The sequence below is a fragment of the Bradyrhizobium sp. in8p8 genome (assembly GCF_000426845.1).
Taxonomy (GTDB): Bacteria; Pseudomonadota; Alphaproteobacteria; order Rhizobiales; family Xanthobacteraceae; genus Bradyrhizobium; species Bradyrhizobium japonicum_C.
The window spans coordinates 148,713-162,620 of sequence record NZ_AUGD01000005.1 but is presented as its reverse complement, the minus strand read 5'-3'; the positions used below and the strand labels follow the sequence as shown (position 1 = coordinate 162,620).

Annotated in this window: 14 protein-coding genes; 8 read left to right on the top strand and 6 right to left on the bottom strand. The window is 64.6% G+C overall.

Annotation, left to right across the window (positions count from 1 at the left end):
- Window positions 1–2: 2 nt before the first annotated feature.
- From K408_RS0115460 to K408_RS0115450, 3 genes are all read right to left on the bottom strand, one after another.
- A complete protein-coding gene (locus K408_RS0115460) occupies window positions 3–596 on the bottom strand; it encodes a GNAT family N-acetyltransferase (RefSeq protein WP_024339456.1) in 594 nt (197 codons plus the stop codon).
- A 108-nt stretch (window positions 597–704) separates the two neighbouring features.
- A complete protein-coding gene (locus K408_RS0115455) occupies window positions 705–1,631 on the bottom strand; it encodes an SMP-30/gluconolactonase/LRE family protein (protein WP_024339455.1) in 927 nt (308 codons plus the stop codon).
- A gap of 135 nt (window positions 1,632–1,766) precedes the next feature.
- Entirely contained in the window at window positions 1,767–2,612 is an 846-nt protein-coding gene (locus K408_RS0115450) for an AraC family transcriptional regulator (RefSeq protein WP_024339454.1), read from the bottom strand.
- A 169-nt stretch (window positions 2,613–2,781) separates the two neighbouring features.
- Between K408_RS0115450 and K408_RS0115445 the strand changes: the two genes are divergently transcribed.
- A complete protein-coding gene (locus tag K408_RS0115445) occupies window positions 2,782–3,885 on the top strand; it encodes a mandelate racemase/muconate lactonizing enzyme family protein (protein WP_024339453.1) in 1,104 nt (367 codons plus the stop codon).
- Window positions 3,886–3,892: 7 nt separating this feature from the next.
- Here the strand turns inward: K408_RS0115445 and K408_RS0115440 are convergent, their stop codons facing one another.
- On the bottom strand, window positions 3,893–4,246 hold the full coding sequence (locus tag K408_RS0115440; RefSeq protein WP_024339452.1) for a hypothetical protein: 354 nt from the start codon (window positions 4,244–4,246) through the stop codon (window positions 3,893–3,895).
- 185 nt (window positions 4,247–4,431) lie between these two features.
- Between K408_RS0115440 and K408_RS0115435 the strand changes: the two genes are divergently transcribed.
- Complete coding sequence (locus K408_RS0115435) at window positions 4,432–4,656, top strand: hypothetical protein (protein ID WP_024339451.1); 225 nt, start codon at window positions 4,432–4,434, stop codon at window positions 4,654–4,656.
- A gap of 281 nt (window positions 4,657–4,937) precedes the next feature.
- On the opposite strand, the gene K408_RS0115430 is transcribed toward K408_RS0115435, so the two are convergent.
- Window positions 4,938–5,594, bottom strand: coding sequence for a glutathione S-transferase family protein (locus tag K408_RS0115430; protein ID WP_024339450.1), 657 nt, complete (start codon window positions 5,592–5,594; stop codon window positions 4,938–4,940).
- 152 nt (window positions 5,595–5,746) lie between these two features.
- Between K408_RS0115430 and K408_RS0115425 the strand changes: the two genes are divergently transcribed.
- Entirely contained in the window at window positions 5,747–6,970 is a 1,224-nt protein-coding gene (locus tag K408_RS0115425; RefSeq protein WP_024339449.1) for a polyhydroxyalkanoate depolymerase, read from the top strand.
- 40 nt (window positions 6,971–7,010) lie between these two features.
- Here the strand turns inward: K408_RS0115425 and K408_RS42740 are convergent, their stop codons facing one another.
- Window positions 7,011–8,036, bottom strand: a complete 1,026-nt coding sequence (locus K408_RS42740) for an AraC family transcriptional regulator (protein WP_024339448.1) — start codon at window positions 8,034–8,036, stop codon at window positions 7,011–7,013.
- A 185-nt stretch (window positions 8,037–8,221) separates the two neighbouring features.
- Here K408_RS42740 and K408_RS0115415 point away from each other — a divergent pair, with 185 nt between their 5' ends.
- The 5 genes from K408_RS0115415 (at window position 8,222) to K408_RS0115395 (ending at window position 13,902) form a co-directional block, all read left to right on the top strand.
- Window positions 8,222–8,671 carry a cupin domain-containing protein gene (locus K408_RS0115415; protein WP_024339447.1) on the top strand — a complete coding sequence of 150 codons (450 nt, stop codon included), beginning with the start codon at window positions 8,222–8,224 and terminating at the stop codon, window positions 8,669–8,671.
- A 107-nt stretch (window positions 8,672–8,778) separates the two neighbouring features.
- Window positions 8,779–10,269 carry a flavin-containing monooxygenase gene (locus K408_RS0115410; RefSeq protein ID WP_024339446.1) on the top strand — a complete coding sequence of 497 codons (1,491 nt, stop codon included), beginning with the start codon at window positions 8,779–8,781 and terminating at the stop codon, window positions 10,267–10,269.
- An 89-nt stretch (window positions 10,270–10,358) separates the two neighbouring features.
- Window positions 10,359–11,426, top strand: coding sequence for a hypothetical protein (locus K408_RS0115405; RefSeq protein ID WP_024339445.1), 1,068 nt, complete (start codon window positions 10,359–10,361; stop codon window positions 11,424–11,426).
- A 66-nt stretch (window positions 11,427–11,492) separates the two neighbouring features.
- Complete coding sequence (locus K408_RS0115400; RefSeq protein WP_024339444.1) at window positions 11,493–12,497, top strand: NAD-dependent epimerase/dehydratase family protein; 1,005 nt, start codon at window positions 11,493–11,495, stop codon at window positions 12,495–12,497.
- A 199-nt stretch (window positions 12,498–12,696) separates the two neighbouring features.
- On the top strand, window positions 12,697–13,902 hold the full coding sequence (locus K408_RS0115395) for an efflux RND transporter periplasmic adaptor subunit (RefSeq protein ID WP_024339443.1): 1,206 nt from the start codon (window positions 12,697–12,699) through the stop codon (window positions 13,900–13,902).
- Window positions 13,903–13,908: the final 6 nt, after the last annotated feature.

Sequence of the window (13,908 nt, the reverse complement as noted above, 5' to 3'; positions counted from 1 at the left end):
GACTAGCGCGGCTTGTCGTTGAGCTGGAATTCCAGATGCGCCTGCACCGTCGGCCATTCGGCGGCGGTGATGCTGTAGACCACGGTGTCGCGCAAGGTGCCGTTCGGCGCGACCTGATGGCTGCGAAGGATGCCGTCCTGCTTGGCGCCCAGGCGCTCGATGGCGCGGCGGCTCTGGTGGTTGAAGAAATGGGTGCGGAACTCGACTGCGATGCAGTTCAGCGTCTCGAAGGCGTGTCGCAGCAGGAGCAGCTTGCACTGCGTGTTGAGCGGACCGCGCTGCGCGCTCTTGCCATACCAGGTGGAGCCGATCTCGACGCGGCGATTGGCTGCATCGATGTTCATGTAGGTCGTCATGCCGACGATCCTGCCGGTCGAATCGAACACGGTGAAGGGCAGCATCGAGCCCGCGGCCTGCAAGGCCAGGCGGCGGTCGATCTCCTTCGCCATGCCTTCCGGCGTTGGGACTGCGGTGTACCAGAGCTTCGACAGCTCGCCGTCCTTGACGGCCTCGATCAGTCCCTGGCGGTGATCATGCGTCAGCGGCTCGAGCCGGGCGTGCTGTCCGCGCAGGGTTACGGGATCGGGCCAGGGCATTGAAAGTCTCTCCTTCGTCATTGCGAGCGAAGCGAAGCAATCCAGAGTCTTACCGCAGAAGCAGTCTGGATAGATTCGTCGCTTCGCTCCTCGCAATGACGGCTTGGCTCACATATTCAAGAAATTCAACGGCAAACCGCCGCGCGGCCAGTCCATGGCGATCAACTCGCCCTTGCCCGACAGCGTGATGTAGGCGGTCTTCAGCTCGGGGCCGCCGAAGGCGATGTTGGTGGTCACGCGGTCGCCGGTCGCGACCTGCTCGACCAGCGTGCCGTCGGGCGCGATCACCGAGATGCAGCCGGAGACGAGCGTGGCGACGCAGACGTTGCCGCCGGCTTCCACCGCGAGCGAATCGAACATCTGGTAGCCGCCGAGGCCGCAGATCGGCTTGCCCCGCTCGCCGCGATAGATCACATCGCGCGGCTTCAGCGTGCCCGGGGCCGAGAGCTCATAGGCCCAGAGCCGCCCGGTCGGCGTCTCCGCGATGTAGACCGTGTTCTCGTCCGGCGACAGGCCAATGCCGTTCGCCGGCAATATGCCATGCACGATCTCGACAAGCTCGCTCATGCCGGGCTTCAGATAATACATGCCGCCGACGTCCATCTCGCGTGCGCGGCGCTTGCCGAGATCGGAGAACCAGAGGCCGCCCTGCTTGTCGAAGACCAGATCGTTCGGCCCGCGCAGATCGTGCGCGCCGCAATTCGTCACGACGGTCTCGACCTTGCCCGTTTGCAGGTCGACGCGCTGGATCGAGCCGCCGAGATAGTCGTCGGGCTGCGGACCCGGCATGATCATGTTGCGGGTCGGTATCCAGGAGAAGCCGCCATTGTTGCAGATGTACATCTTGCCGTCGGGCCCGAGGGCAGCGCCGTTCGGGCCGCCCGGAATCTTGGCGACGATCTCCTTGCGGCCATCTGGATAAACACGGGTCAGGCGCTGGCCCCGGATCTCCACCAATACCACCGAACCGTCCGGCATCACGACCGGCCCTTCCGGAAATTCGAGGTCGGTGGCGAGAACGCGGACGTTGGACATGTGGGACCCTCCCGGCTGCTTGTTATGGCTTGCACGGGATGTCCGGCACGGGCCCCGCAGGCAAGATTTGCCTGCGGTTATGACAAAGTCGCCGGGGCTTGCCAAGCAAGCGAGGCGGTATGCCAGCGTTGCGCGCTACTCTCGCACCGGCAGCCAGATCTCGAAGCCGCCATGGCCGGTTGAGGGATCGAATGTCTCGTCGTAGCGCTCGAAGTTCGGCGCATCCGCGGCTTTCAAGCCCGAGGCGGGCAGCCATTGATTCCAGATCGTGTTCACCGTGCGCCGGATCGAGGCGACGTGGTCCTCGTGGGTGAACACGGCATAGCGCTGCTCGGGGATGCGGATACGCCCGTAGCGGCGCGGCAGATCGGAGAAATCGGCGACCTCGACACCCGCGATGTAGTCGAAATTGCCGGCATCGTCGCCATTGCAGCAGACGCCATAGGCGGCTTGATTTTTTCCTTGGCCGACGCGCGCCGGAATGTCGGCGACCTCCTGCTGAAAGCGATGCCACAGGCCGGGGATCATGGCGCCGTTGTCGCAAGAGATGCGCGCGACGGGTCCGGCGACCAGGAAGGTCTTTGCGGTTTCGAAACGCGGCGGGGCAAGATGGTCGAGCATGGTGGAGTCCATGAGGATCGGCTCCTGTAGCCTGAGATAGCTGACGCAAGTCGTGGCCCGGACCGCTTCGGGCGTGGTGCCGAACTGGTCGCGGAACGCGCGGGTGAAGGCTTCGTGCGAGCCGTAATCCGCCTTCAGCGCCAATGACAGGATGTCGGGTGCGCCCCTTGCCAGGCTGCACGCCGCTTCCGTCAGCCGTCGCGCGCGCACGTATCGCATCACGGGAAATCCCGTGGCTGCGGCAAACGCACGCACGATGTGGAACCGTGACACGCCCGATATCGCAGCGATCTCGTCGAGCGTCATCGGCTCGGCCAGATGGCTCTCGATGTACCAGAGCGCTCGCTGGGCTGGGTTCACGGTGATCGTCCTCGTTCGAAGCGCGGCAATGATGCGCCCGTCGGTACCGATCTGCTTGATCGGCATTGCTGTCCTTTGCATGAGGGTAGTCACGGAATACCCACTGGCAACGCCCCGGCGTTCGTGGCTACACTCCTGCAAACCGCTCACGAGAAAGAGGAACCGGATCATGGAAATCACCGATGTGCGGGCGCACCATATCCGCATTCCCTATGACGCCGGTGTCGCGAGCTTCCGCCAGGGCGCTTCGGCCATTTCCGCGCTCGATATGGTGCTCGTGGAGGTCACGACCGATTCCGGATTGACCGGCTGGGGCGATGCCTTCGCCTATGTCTGCCCGCGCACCACGCGCAGCGCCGTCGAGGAGATGATCGCGCCGCAGGCCCGCGGACTGAAGGTGCCCGACGCAGCCGGCATTCCCGCCGCGATGGAGCAGATCCAGCGCAATCTGCATTTGTTCGGCCGCTACGGCATCACCATGTTCGCGATCTCCGGGCTCGATATCGCATTGTGGGACCTGGCTGCGAAGATCGAGGGCGTCCCCCTGCATCGCCTGCTCGGCGAGATCAGGCGCACGGCGATCCCGGCCTACGCGAGCCTGTTACGGATCGGCTCGCCCGACAACATCGCCAGTGAATGCAGGAAGGCGCTCGCGCTCGGCTATGGCGCGATCAAGCTGCACGAGACGACGGCGCCGGCGGTGTTTGCCGCGCGCGAAGCGATCGGGCCAGAGATTCCGCTGATGGTCGACATGAACTGTCCACTCACCGGCGAGCAGGCGATCGCGTTCGCGAAGACATGCCGGGATGCGCAACCGATGTTTCTGGAGGAGCCGGTCTGGCCGCCGGAAGACTTTGCCACGCTTGCCGAGGTGCGCGACCAGGGTGGCCTCGGCATTGCTGCCGGCGAGAACGCCTGCACCGAATATCAATTCCGCCAGATGATGGAAGCGGGCGCGGTGAGCCACGCCCAGCCCTCGGTGATCAAGGTCGGCGGCATCAGCGAATTCCTGAAGGTCGCCGCGCTGGCCGATCGGCGCGGCATCAAGATCGTCCCGCATTCGCCGTATTTCGGTCCGGGCCTGCTGGCCACGCTGCACCTGCTCGCGACACGTGACGATGGTCTGGTCGAGATATTTTATCTCAAGCGCGAAGCTTGCCTTTGGGGCGGCCGAGCGGACAGCGATGCCACCGGACATGTCGCCGTGCCGACAGGCCCGGGGCTCGGCTATGAGCCGGATCGTGGCGTGATGGAGTGCTATCGCGTGACGTGATCGCCGCTTACTTCCCGTCCTTCGCGGGCGCCGCGTCCTGCTTCTTCTTCAGATCGTCGGCGAACTTCGCCTGCGCGGCCTGAAGATCGGCGAGCGTCTTCTGCATGCCGGCGAGGCTCGTCTTCAGCGCATCGATCTGGCGACCCGCAGCATCCAGCTTCTGCTGGTGATCGAGATTGAGCTTGGTGATGGTCTTCTGCAGGAAATCTACGTTGCTCTGAAGACAGCTGGTACGCCGCTCCATGGTCTTCTCGACCGTGCAGATCTCGATGCCAGGCACGTCCTGCGCGAGCACAGGCAGGGCTACCTGCGTGACGAGCAGCAACATTGCGAAACAAATGCCGGGTCCTCGAAGCAGCATGAAGGTTCCTCATCCAATCGTTCACGGCAATGTGCACTGTTTGTGCAGGGCCACGCGACGCTACCACACTCGTACCGCATTCTCGCGGTGAGCTTGCGCTTGTTCCCTCGGACGGGGAACGTTGATCCGCGCGCGGAAAGAAGTGGGCGCTCTATCCGCGGCTTTGTTTAGGGGAGAATATTGGAATGGCAACGCGCGATAGACGTTTGGCGGAATTCGATGGCGCCGGAGAACCACCGCCAGGCCTGCCACTCGAAGTGCTATGCGAGGATCACAGCGGAACGTATCAGCTGCCGTTCGCCTGCCGTTATGTCGAGGGACGCTGGCAGAACCATGAGGCCGGCATTGCGGTCGAAGCAACCGTGATCGGCTGGCGCCTGCCGCGCGTGAAGCAACGCGGGGCCGCCTGAAGGCAGTTTCTGTTTCAAAATGCGACGGCGCCGCGCTCCGGCTTAACCTCCGGAACGCGGCCCGAACGAATCGCGTCCGAATCAGCGTAAGCGCCGTGTACGCGCCTGTTCACGGCTAGATGTCGCGACGGCTCCGTAGGCACGCACAACATCTCGGCAGCGCGGCGGATCGCCCAAGCCTGGCCCCGGCTCCAAAGGTTAATCGTGGCAAGGGTAGAGCTATTCGGGCTGCCTCGGGAGGACTTCGGCTGCCGAAACAGGCAGGGCTGCGCAGCACCTGCCTAATATTCGACCTCGAGTTCCTCGATCTCGGCCGGCTCCTTCCTCGCCGCCGCGACCCATTCCTGCATCTCCGGCATCGCCATGATGGTGTCGGCATAGGCCTGCAGCGGCGGCGCGAGCTTGACGTCATAGGTCACGAAGCGCGTCACCACCGGGGCGTACATGGCATCCGCCATGGTGCGCTGCGCACCGAACAGGAAGGGGCCGCCGGATTTCTCCAGGCAGTCGCGCCAGATGAACCAGACCCGGTCGATGTCGGCCTGTGCCCGGGACCAGATCTTGAAGCCGGGAAAGTGTCCCTTCAGGTTGACCGGCAGCGAGGCTCGGAGCGTGGTGAAGCCGGAATGGATTTCGCCCGAGATCGAGCGGCAATGCGAGCGCTGAATGCGGTCGGCCGGCAACAGCCCGGCGTCCGGCATCACCTCGTTGAGATATTCGGCAATCGCCAGCGTATCCCAGACCACGGCGCCCTCGTGCCGCAGGCACGGCACCAGGATGGACGACGACAGCAGCAGGATCTCGGCGCGCGCTGACGCATCATCCGGTGCGGTGACGATCTCCTCGAAATCCAGCCCGGAGAATTTCGTCAGCAGCCAGCCACGCAGCGACCAGGACGAGTAATTCTTGCTGCTGATGGTCAGTGTCGCCTTCGCCATATGGCCCCTTCCCTCGTCCCGACATCGGCCCGGTTGCCCGCGGCCCGCGCTTGCCGCGGCATGAGCAGCAAGCGACGTGCCAGTTTGGGAGGCCGCGACTGTCGTCTGGCGTCCTTATTGCATGGCAGCACGGGACGGATGAGCATTTCAGTATGATGTCGATGTATTATCAGGCCTTTCAGAACCACATGGACCTGACGGCGCCGTGGCGGGCGGGGGCTTCGTCTGCGCTCAAATTCCTCAACCTGGTGCCGCAGGGCGCGTCCGATCAGGTCATCGGCCGGCTGTCGGCGGCGTTGGAGCTGATCTCGCGCTCCACCCTCACTTATGACCGTCCCGCCTACGGCATCGACAGCGTCATGGTGGGCAACCGCGAGGCCGCCGTCACCGAGGAGATCGCCTACGCAACGCCGTTCGGTTCACTGCTGCACTTCAGAAAGGAGGGCGTGGGCGAGCAGCCGCGCATGCTGCTGGTGGCGCCGATGTCCGGCCACTTCGCGACGCTGCTGCGCGGCACCGTGAAGACGCTGCTCCAGGATCACGACGTCTACATCACCGACTGGCATAATCCGCGCGACATTCCGCGCAGCGAAGGCCGCTTCGGGCTCGACGACTACACCGAGCACCTGATCGATTTCCTCGGGCAGCTCGGCCCCCGCCCGCATATGGTTGCGATCTGCCAGCCGTCGGTGTCGGCTCTCGCGGCCGCCGCGATCATGTGCGAGGACAATCATCCCGCGCGGCCGGCGACGCTGACGCTGATGGCCGGGCCGATCGACACGCGGATCCAGCCGACCAGGGTCAACGAATTCGCCAAGAGCCGGCCGATCGAGTGGTTCGAGCGCAATCTGATCAACTACGTGCCGGTGCAGTGCCGCGGCGCGCTCCGCAAGGTCTACCCCGGCTTCGTTCAGCTCACCGCCTTCGTCTCGATGAATCTGGAGCGCCACATCAAGCAGCATCTCGATCTCGCCAACCACATCGCCAAGGGCGAGACGGAGAAGGCCGCGACGATCAAGACTTTCTACGACGAATATTTCGCGGTGATGGATCTTCCGGCGGAATTCTACATCGAGACCGTGCGCGACGTGTTCCAGGAGCACCTCCTGCCCCAGGGCAAACTGATGCATCGCGGCCGCCCCGTGAACACAAAGGCGGTCAGCCGCATGGGCCTGATGACGGTCGAAGGCGAAAAGGACGACATCTGCTCGATCGGGCAGACGCTGGCCGCGCAGGACCTCTGCACGGGCGTGCGCGCCTATCGGCGCGTCCACCACATGCAGGCCGGCGTCGGCCATTACGGCGTGTTCTCCGGCAAGCGCTGGAACAACGAGATTTATCCGCTGCTGCGCGATTTCGTACACGTTAATTCGTGAGCAGCGTGGTGCAGTCGCGGAACTGGCCTGGGTCGGTAAGCTAGCTCATCCTCCGCCGCAGTGTCGCCGACGGCGTCTCGCCGAATTTTTCGCGGTAGGCGCCGGCCATGCGGCCGAGATGGGTGAAGCCGAGATCGAAGGCGATGTCGGTGATGGAGGCATCGGGTGCGGCCTGCGCGAGGCGCGCGTGCAGGCTCGCGAGGCGCATGTCGAGCAGCATCTCCGAAATCGAGACGCCGAAGTGACGGCGGAAGCCGAGCTGGAGCGCGCGGATGCCAATGCCGGACACGCAAGCGAGCTCACCGAGATCGAGCGGCTCGCCGGCATGATCCGCCAGATGGTCGCGCGCGGCACGGAGCGCACGCGGCAGGCGCTCTGCCTGCCCTGAGAACGTCCTGATCGCATCAGACAAGCCATGCCGCTGCCCGTTGAGGAGATGATCCAGCAGCAGCTCCCGCCAGTCGACCATGGCAACCGGCGAAAGCCGGCCGGAAGGACCAAAACGCTCGGCGAGATTCATCAGCCCGGCAAGGCTGGCCTGCAAGCCCCGCCCGGACGGCGCGTCCAGGTCGATCACCGGATCGAATTCGACCGTGCCGGCCGTTCTGCCCGACAGCGCCGCGGCGCGTTGCTCGACCATGCGGCGGTCGAGCAGCAGGATCGCCTGCGCGCAATCGCTCCACATCATCCGGGTCGGGATGGTCGGCGACAACAGCGACGCGGCGCGGTCCGGCACGACATCGAACTCGCCGACGCCTGAACGAATACGGGCGCTGCCCGCCAGCGGAATCTGCACCAGGAAGAAGCGCTCGAGGCAGCCCGGATCGATGCTCACCGATCCGCCATAGGCCACGTAGTTGATGGAGAAGCCGTCGAAGGCCGCACAATTGTGCCGGGCGGAGAAGCCGGCCGCTCGCGCCCGCTCCGGCTTGAGATCGTGCGGGCAGAAGATGCGCCCGATCTGCTCCGCGGCCTCGTCAACGTCATCCGTGGTGACGCGGGCGAAGGCCGCGAGCCGCTCGGCTGCGGGCGCCCTTGCGCTCATTTCCAGCACGGCTGCGGACATGATCGGCCACGCTTCGCGTCTCGAATTGCTTTAAGCCTATAATAGTTTCGCGGATGCGGAAAGGGTCGCGCCCCTGAAATTCCGTGCTGCATGGCAACAGCCGTGCCGGGATTCGTTTATCGGATAGACAGACGGCTCACCGCTGGCGAAGCTCCGTCCTTGCCGGTATCCATGAGGAGGTGAGCATGACTGCACTCGAAAAGGGCATTACTGCAAACGGCACGGGCTACGGCGGCAAAAGCTGGAACATCCTGGGCCAAGTCTATTTCCCGAAGGCCGTCACCGACTCCACCTTTGCGTTCGAGACCAACAGCGATCCCGGCCAGTTCGTGCCGGTGCACATCCATCCGACCCAGGACGAGTTTATCCTGGTGCAGGAAGGCACCCTCGATCTCAAGCTCGATGGTCAATGGGTCAAGGCCCATGCGGGCGATCTCGTGCGCATGCCCCGCGGAATCCCGCACGGCTATTTCAACAAGTCCGACAAGCCGTGCCGGGCACTGTTCTGGGTCTCGCCGATGCAAAAGCTGGAGGCGCTGTTCAATCAGCTGCACAACCTGACCGATCCCGCAGAGGTCGTGCGCATCTCCGCGCTGCACGAGGTCGACTTCCTGCCGCCCGAGGCCAACGACTAGGCGGCCGGCTTCCCCGTCCACTTTCATCCGCTTGCAGCTCGGCCGGCCGCGCCCTGCGGCCGAACGTGGCCGCATGCGCGCGAAACACATCGATTGCGAGCCAACCCATGGTCAGCCTCAAGCATGTCTGCGTGATCGGCGCCGGCGTCTCCGGCCTTGCCGCCGCAAAAGCGTTCTCCACCCACGGCCACCGCGTCATCATCGTCGAGCGCAGCAGCGATCTCGGCGGCGTCTGGGAGCCGGCGCGCTCATATCCTGACGTGCAGACGCAGAGCCCGAAGCAGCTCTACCGCTACACCGATCGCGCCATGCCGGATGCCTATCCGGAATGGCCGACCGGGCCGCAGGTCCATGCCTACCTCGCCGACTACGCGAAGAGCTTCGGTCTCGACCGCATGCTGCGGCTCGACACAGAGGTTGCCGGCATGGCTCGCCGCGCCGACGGCAGGCCAGGCTGGACGCTCGCGCTGAGAAACAGGGACGGCGCGACCACGAACGAAGACTTCGATTTCGTCGCGGTCTGCACCGGGCAGTTCAACGAGCCGCGCGAGCTACATTGCCCTGGCGAGGACGCCTTCCTGGCGCAGGGAGGCCAGATTCTGCACTCGTCGAAATACAGCGATCCGGCCCTGGCGAAAGGGCGACGCGTCGTCGTGCTCGGCGGATCCAAGTCCGCAACCGACATCGCGGTGAACGCGGTGAAATCGGGCGCGCGCGAGGTCACGATCGTGATGCGCGAACCGGTCTGGCGCATCCCTTATTTCATCGGCGGCCTCGTGAACTTCAAACGCATCCTCTACATCCGCGCGCAGGAGGAGATGTTTCCGGGATGGGGCATCAGCGCGACGTCACGACTTGCCCATCGCATCGCTGCGCCGCTGGTCTGGGCGAACTGGCGCGGCCTGGAGAGTCTGTTGAAGGCCCAGCTCAAGCTGAAGCAATGCAAAATGGTGCCGAACGAGCGGATCGAGGACGGCGTCAACTGCTCGGTGCCGATCGCAACGCCGGGCTTCTATCCGATGGTCGCCGACGGCCGCATCAAGGCGGTGTTCGGCACCTTCGATCGTTATGACGGCGACAGCATCGTGATGAGCGGCGGCGAGCGCGTCGGTGCAGACATCGCGGTGCTCGCGATCGGTTACAAGCTCGGCGTACCCTTCCTGCCCGAAGCTTACAGACAGAAACTCGTCGATGGTGACGGGCAGTACCGGCTCTATCGCCTGATCGCCAGTCCTGACCTGCCTGACATGGGCTTCGTCGGCTTCAACTCGTCATTCTGCACCGTGCTCTGCGCCGACCTCGCCGCCAACTGGCTGGTGCGCTACGCCGACGGCCAGCTCGCCAACCAGCCGACGGCACAAGCGATGCGCGACAACATCGAGATGATGCTGCATTTCAGGCGCGTCGAGCGGCCGGCCGCCGGCGTCTATGGCGGCCTGTGCGTCGCGCCCTATCACTATCGCCATTTCGACGAGCTGATGGCCGACATCGGCACGAAGACCCAGAAGCGTAAAGGACTTGCTGGGCGCTTCCTGCCGCCGGACGCGGATGTCTATGCCAAGTTCCTGGCCTCCGCGCCGGACTATCGCGCCGCGTAAGAATTGCGGCTGAGCGGGATTTGCATCTCGCCAGCCCTCTTATCCAGTGCTTACGATCTCGCTGGCCTCGAATCGACAGGGAACCGGCCATGGGATCCAGACGTCTTGCAGCCCTTGCGGCTATTGCCTTCTTCATCTCAGCGCCCGCGAACGGACAACAGCCCGCGCTCACAGCCAGGCAATCCGAGGCACTCACCGCCTATGACCGCGCGCTAGGCGATTTCAAAGCCATCCTCTCGAAGCGGCGGCGTCAGATCGAGGCGAAGGAGCCGCTGCCGAATCTGCCGGGACAGGCGCTATATCTCGCCCGTGTCGCCGTCATCAGCACCTACAAGGATCTCACCGACGTCATGCCGTCGCGCATCGGCCGGCCCAACAAGTTCGAGATTCCGCCGGCCTATCTCGATGCCGATATCGAGCCGCTGGTCGACGAGTACGGCAAGCTGTTCGACATCATGGAAGCGCCGCCTCCGGGCGCGCAAAACTCGCCGACGCCGGTCAAGGACGTCGTCGATCTTGCCGTTGCGATCGCGCGCGCAAAGGGGCTCGCGCCTGAACATGCCGAGACGGCCGGTCGCATCAGTCTCGGTTTGTTCTTTGCCGAGACCAACGGCAAGCAGAACGTCCGCAATGCGCGCTCGAACACCTATATGGGCAGCTTCCAGACCGGCCCCTCCGAAGACCGCAACGGCCGCAGGAAATGGGAGAAGATCAAGTCGGACGTCGCCGCGTTGGATCCGGCGCTGAGTGCGCGAGACGACAAGGAAGAGGCCCGGGCCCGCGGCACCGATCACCGCTTCAACCACTGGACCAACGTGCGCAATGGCCTGATGAACGCGCACGCTGACCTGTTCCGTGAGATACCCGGAATCGTGAAGACGCTGCCCGACCCGATCGACCAGATGAAGCTGTTCCAGTTGATCCAGATCGTGCCGACCCCGACGCGGTCCGCGCTGAGATCGGGCGATCTCCTGAACTACAGGGTGTCAAGTCCAACGGTCATGAAGTATCTGCGCAACAACAGCATCTTCGCCTTCGGACAGGCCGACCGGGCGCGCAGCTCGGCAAGCTACCGCGAGATCTTCGCTGCGATGTGGCTGTTCAACAGGAAGTTCGAGCGCGCGATGGCGCAATATGCGGAGATCAAGCCGCGCTGAGATGGCGATTGCAACCGGTACCGCGAGTTGTAGTCTCACGATCTCACAGGCCGTACGGACCCTCTCATGCGCGTTCTCGTTCTCGGTGGCAGCCAGTTCCTCGGGCGGGCAATCGCCGCGCATGCCTGCGCTGCCGGTCATGACGTGACCTGTGCAGCTCGCGGCCTTGCGGGGCCGATTGCCACTGGCGCGCGCTTCGTGCGGATCGACCGCGACGCCGCCGACGGTCTCGCCCCGCTCGCGGCTGAGACCTTCGACGCCGTGGTGGATGTCTCGCGCCGGCCCGGCCAGGTCCGTCGCGCGGTCGCCACGCTGAAGCGACCGGACGTGCATTGGACCTTTGTGTCGACGATCAGTGTCTATGCGGACAACCGGATCCCGGGTCAACGCGCCGACACGGCGCCGCTGCGCGAGCCGGTTGGGGCGGAGATCGAGCACAACACCGACGCCATCTATGGCGCCGCCAAGGTTTCCTGTGAGCAAGTGGTCGGTGGCGACGCCTTCATCTGCCGCGCCGGCCTGATCGCCGGACCGGAGGACCCGACTGGACGTTTCGCGTACTGGCCGGCGCGTCTTGCGCAGGGCGGCGAGGTGCTGGCGCCGGGATCGCCCGAGGATGCCGTCCAGTTCATCGACGTGCGTGATCTCGCGCAATGGATCGTCCATGCGGCCGAGATTCACCTCACCGGCATCTATGACGGAATTGGGCCAACTCGCACGCGCGGCGAATTCCTGAGCGAATGCGCATCCGCGCTGAACACGTCCTGCACGTTCACCTGGATCGACCGTGCCTTTCTGGAAGCGCATGATGTGCGGCGCTGGGCAGGTCCGCGATCGCTGCCGATGTGGCTGCCATTGCCGGACTATGCCGGATTCCTGACACGCGACACCTCCCCGGCTCGCGCGGCCGGATTGACCTCGCGACCGGTGGCCGCCACCGCGCGCGACACGCTTCACTGGCTCCTCGCCGGCGGCGGCCCGGTCGTCGGGCTCACCGCGGACGAAGAGAAGGATGTGCTCGCCGCGTGGCATGCGCACCAGCCTGGCTGGGGCCGGAATGTAACCTCATAATGCGCAAAGCGATCCGATAATTATCGGTGCGGTCAGGCCGATCGTGAGCCCGGTGAAAAGCGTTGGTCACGACAAATCTGTCAAAGGCCACACGACCGTTTGCAGTGCAAGGCCTGTGACTGCCATGGCTATGGTGTTCCAAGGCCGCCCATTTGTTGCTAGCCTGCCGCACCGACAGACAGCAATCGGGGGCTACCGAATGACGCGCGCGAATCCCGCATCTCCCGCACGATGCAATAGAGTGCGGAGACATGCCGGGCGAGCCTTGGCACGAGGCTTGGCAGCGGCAATTGCCGTGATTGCGCTCGCCGGTTGCGAGGACAAGAACACCTTCGTGGCACCGCCACCGCCGAAGGTCGACGTGGCGACGCCGGTGCAGCGCCCGGTCACGCGCTATATCGAGTCCACCGGAAACACCGCTCCGGTCAAAAGCGTCGATCTCGTCGCGCGCGTGCAGGGCTTCCTGCAATCGATCGACTACCAGGACGGCACCTTCGTGAAGCAGGGCACGCAGCTGTTCACGATCGAGCCGGAGACCTACAGGCTCAAGCTCGAGCAGGCGCAGGCGGCCGAGGCCGGCGCGCAGGCGTCGCTGCGACAGGCCGAGGCCGATTACAAGCGGCAGGCCGAGCTGGTGCAGCGCCAGGCCGTGTCGCAGGCCACGCTCGACACCTCGACCTCGAACCGCGACAACGCGCAGGCCAACCTCCAGCAGGCCCAGGCCAACACCAAGCTCGCCGAAGTCAATTACGGCTACACCAAGGTGACGGCGCCGTTCGACGGCATCGTCAGCGCGCACATGGTCTCGATCGGAGAGCTCGTCGGCGTCTCCTCGCCGACCCAGCTCGCCACCATCGTGGCGATGGATCCGATCTACGTGAACTTCACCGTTAACGAGCAGGACGTCCTGCGCATTCGCGCCGAAGCGGCACGCCGAGGGATGACACCCGCCAACCTCAAGGAGTTTCCTATCCAGATCGGCCTCCAGACCGACACCGGCTACCCGCACCAGGGGCATCTCGACTATGTCTCGCCTACGCTCAATCAATCGACCGGCACGCTGGCGGTCCGCGGTCTCGTTCCGAACCAGAAGCGGGTGCTGCTGCCCGGCTATTTCGTTCGGGTCCGCGTGCCGTTCGAGCAGGAGAAGAGCGCCCTCCTAGTTCCCGACACCGCGCTCGGCAGCGACCAGGGCGGCCGCTATCTGCTGGTGGTCAACGGCGACAATATCGTCGAGCAGCGCAAGGTGCAGATCGGCCCCGTCGACAACGGCCTGCGCGTGATCGAAAACGGTCTGAAGCCGGACGATCGCGTGGTGATCGCAGGGCTCTTGCGCGTCATCCCGGGCCAGAAGATCGACCCGCAGGTGACCAAGATCGAGCAGCCGCAGGCGTCTGCCAAGTAGGAGCGC

What these genes read in the sequence shown, in the direction of transcription:
- K408_RS0115445 (WP_024339453.1), top strand. Translation starts at nt 2,782, where the DNA reads ATGGAAATCACCGATGTGCGGGCGCACCATATCCGCATTCCCTATGAC.
- K408_RS0115400 (WP_024339444.1), top strand. Translation starts at nt 11,493, where the DNA reads ATGCGCGTTCTCGTTCTCGGTGGCAGCCAGTTCCTCGGGCGGGCAATC.
- K408_RS0115460 (WP_024339456.1), bottom strand. Translation starts at nt 596, where the DNA reads ATGCCCTGGCCCGATCCCGTAACCCTGCGCGGACAGCACGCCCGGCTC.
- K408_RS0115410 (WP_024339446.1), top strand. Translation starts at nt 8,779, where the DNA reads ATGGTCAGCCTCAAGCATGTCTGCGTGATCGGCGCCGGCGTCTCCGGC.
- K408_RS0115440 (WP_024339452.1), bottom strand. Translation starts at nt 4,246, where the DNA reads ATGCTGCTTCGAGGACCCGGCATTTGTTTCGCAATGTTGCTGCTCGTC.
- K408_RS0115455 (WP_024339455.1), bottom strand. Translation starts at nt 1,631, where the DNA reads ATGTCCAACGTCCGCGTTCTCGCCACCGACCTCGAATTTCCGGAAGGG.
- K408_RS0115430 (WP_024339450.1), bottom strand. Translation starts at nt 5,594, where the DNA reads ATGGCGAAGGCGACACTGACCATCAGCAGCAAGAATTACTCGTCCTGG.
- K408_RS0115395 (WP_024339443.1), top strand. Translation starts at nt 12,697, where the DNA reads ATGACGCGCGCGAATCCCGCATCTCCCGCACGATGCAATAGAGTGCGG.
- K408_RS0115425 (WP_024339449.1), top strand. Translation starts at nt 5,747, where the DNA reads ATGATGTCGATGTATTATCAGGCCTTTCAGAACCACATGGACCTGACG.
- K408_RS0115405 (WP_024339445.1), top strand. Translation starts at nt 10,359, where the DNA reads ATGGGATCCAGACGTCTTGCAGCCCTTGCGGCTATTGCCTTCTTCATC.
- K408_RS0115435 (WP_024339451.1), top strand. Translation starts at nt 4,432, where the DNA reads ATGGCAACGCGCGATAGACGTTTGGCGGAATTCGATGGCGCCGGAGAA.
- K408_RS0115415 (WP_024339447.1), top strand. Translation starts at nt 8,222, where the DNA reads ATGACTGCACTCGAAAAGGGCATTACTGCAAACGGCACGGGCTACGGC.
- K408_RS42740 (WP_024339448.1), bottom strand. Translation starts at nt 8,036, where the DNA reads ATGTCCGCAGCCGTGCTGGAAATGAGCGCAAGGGCGCCCGCAGCCGAG.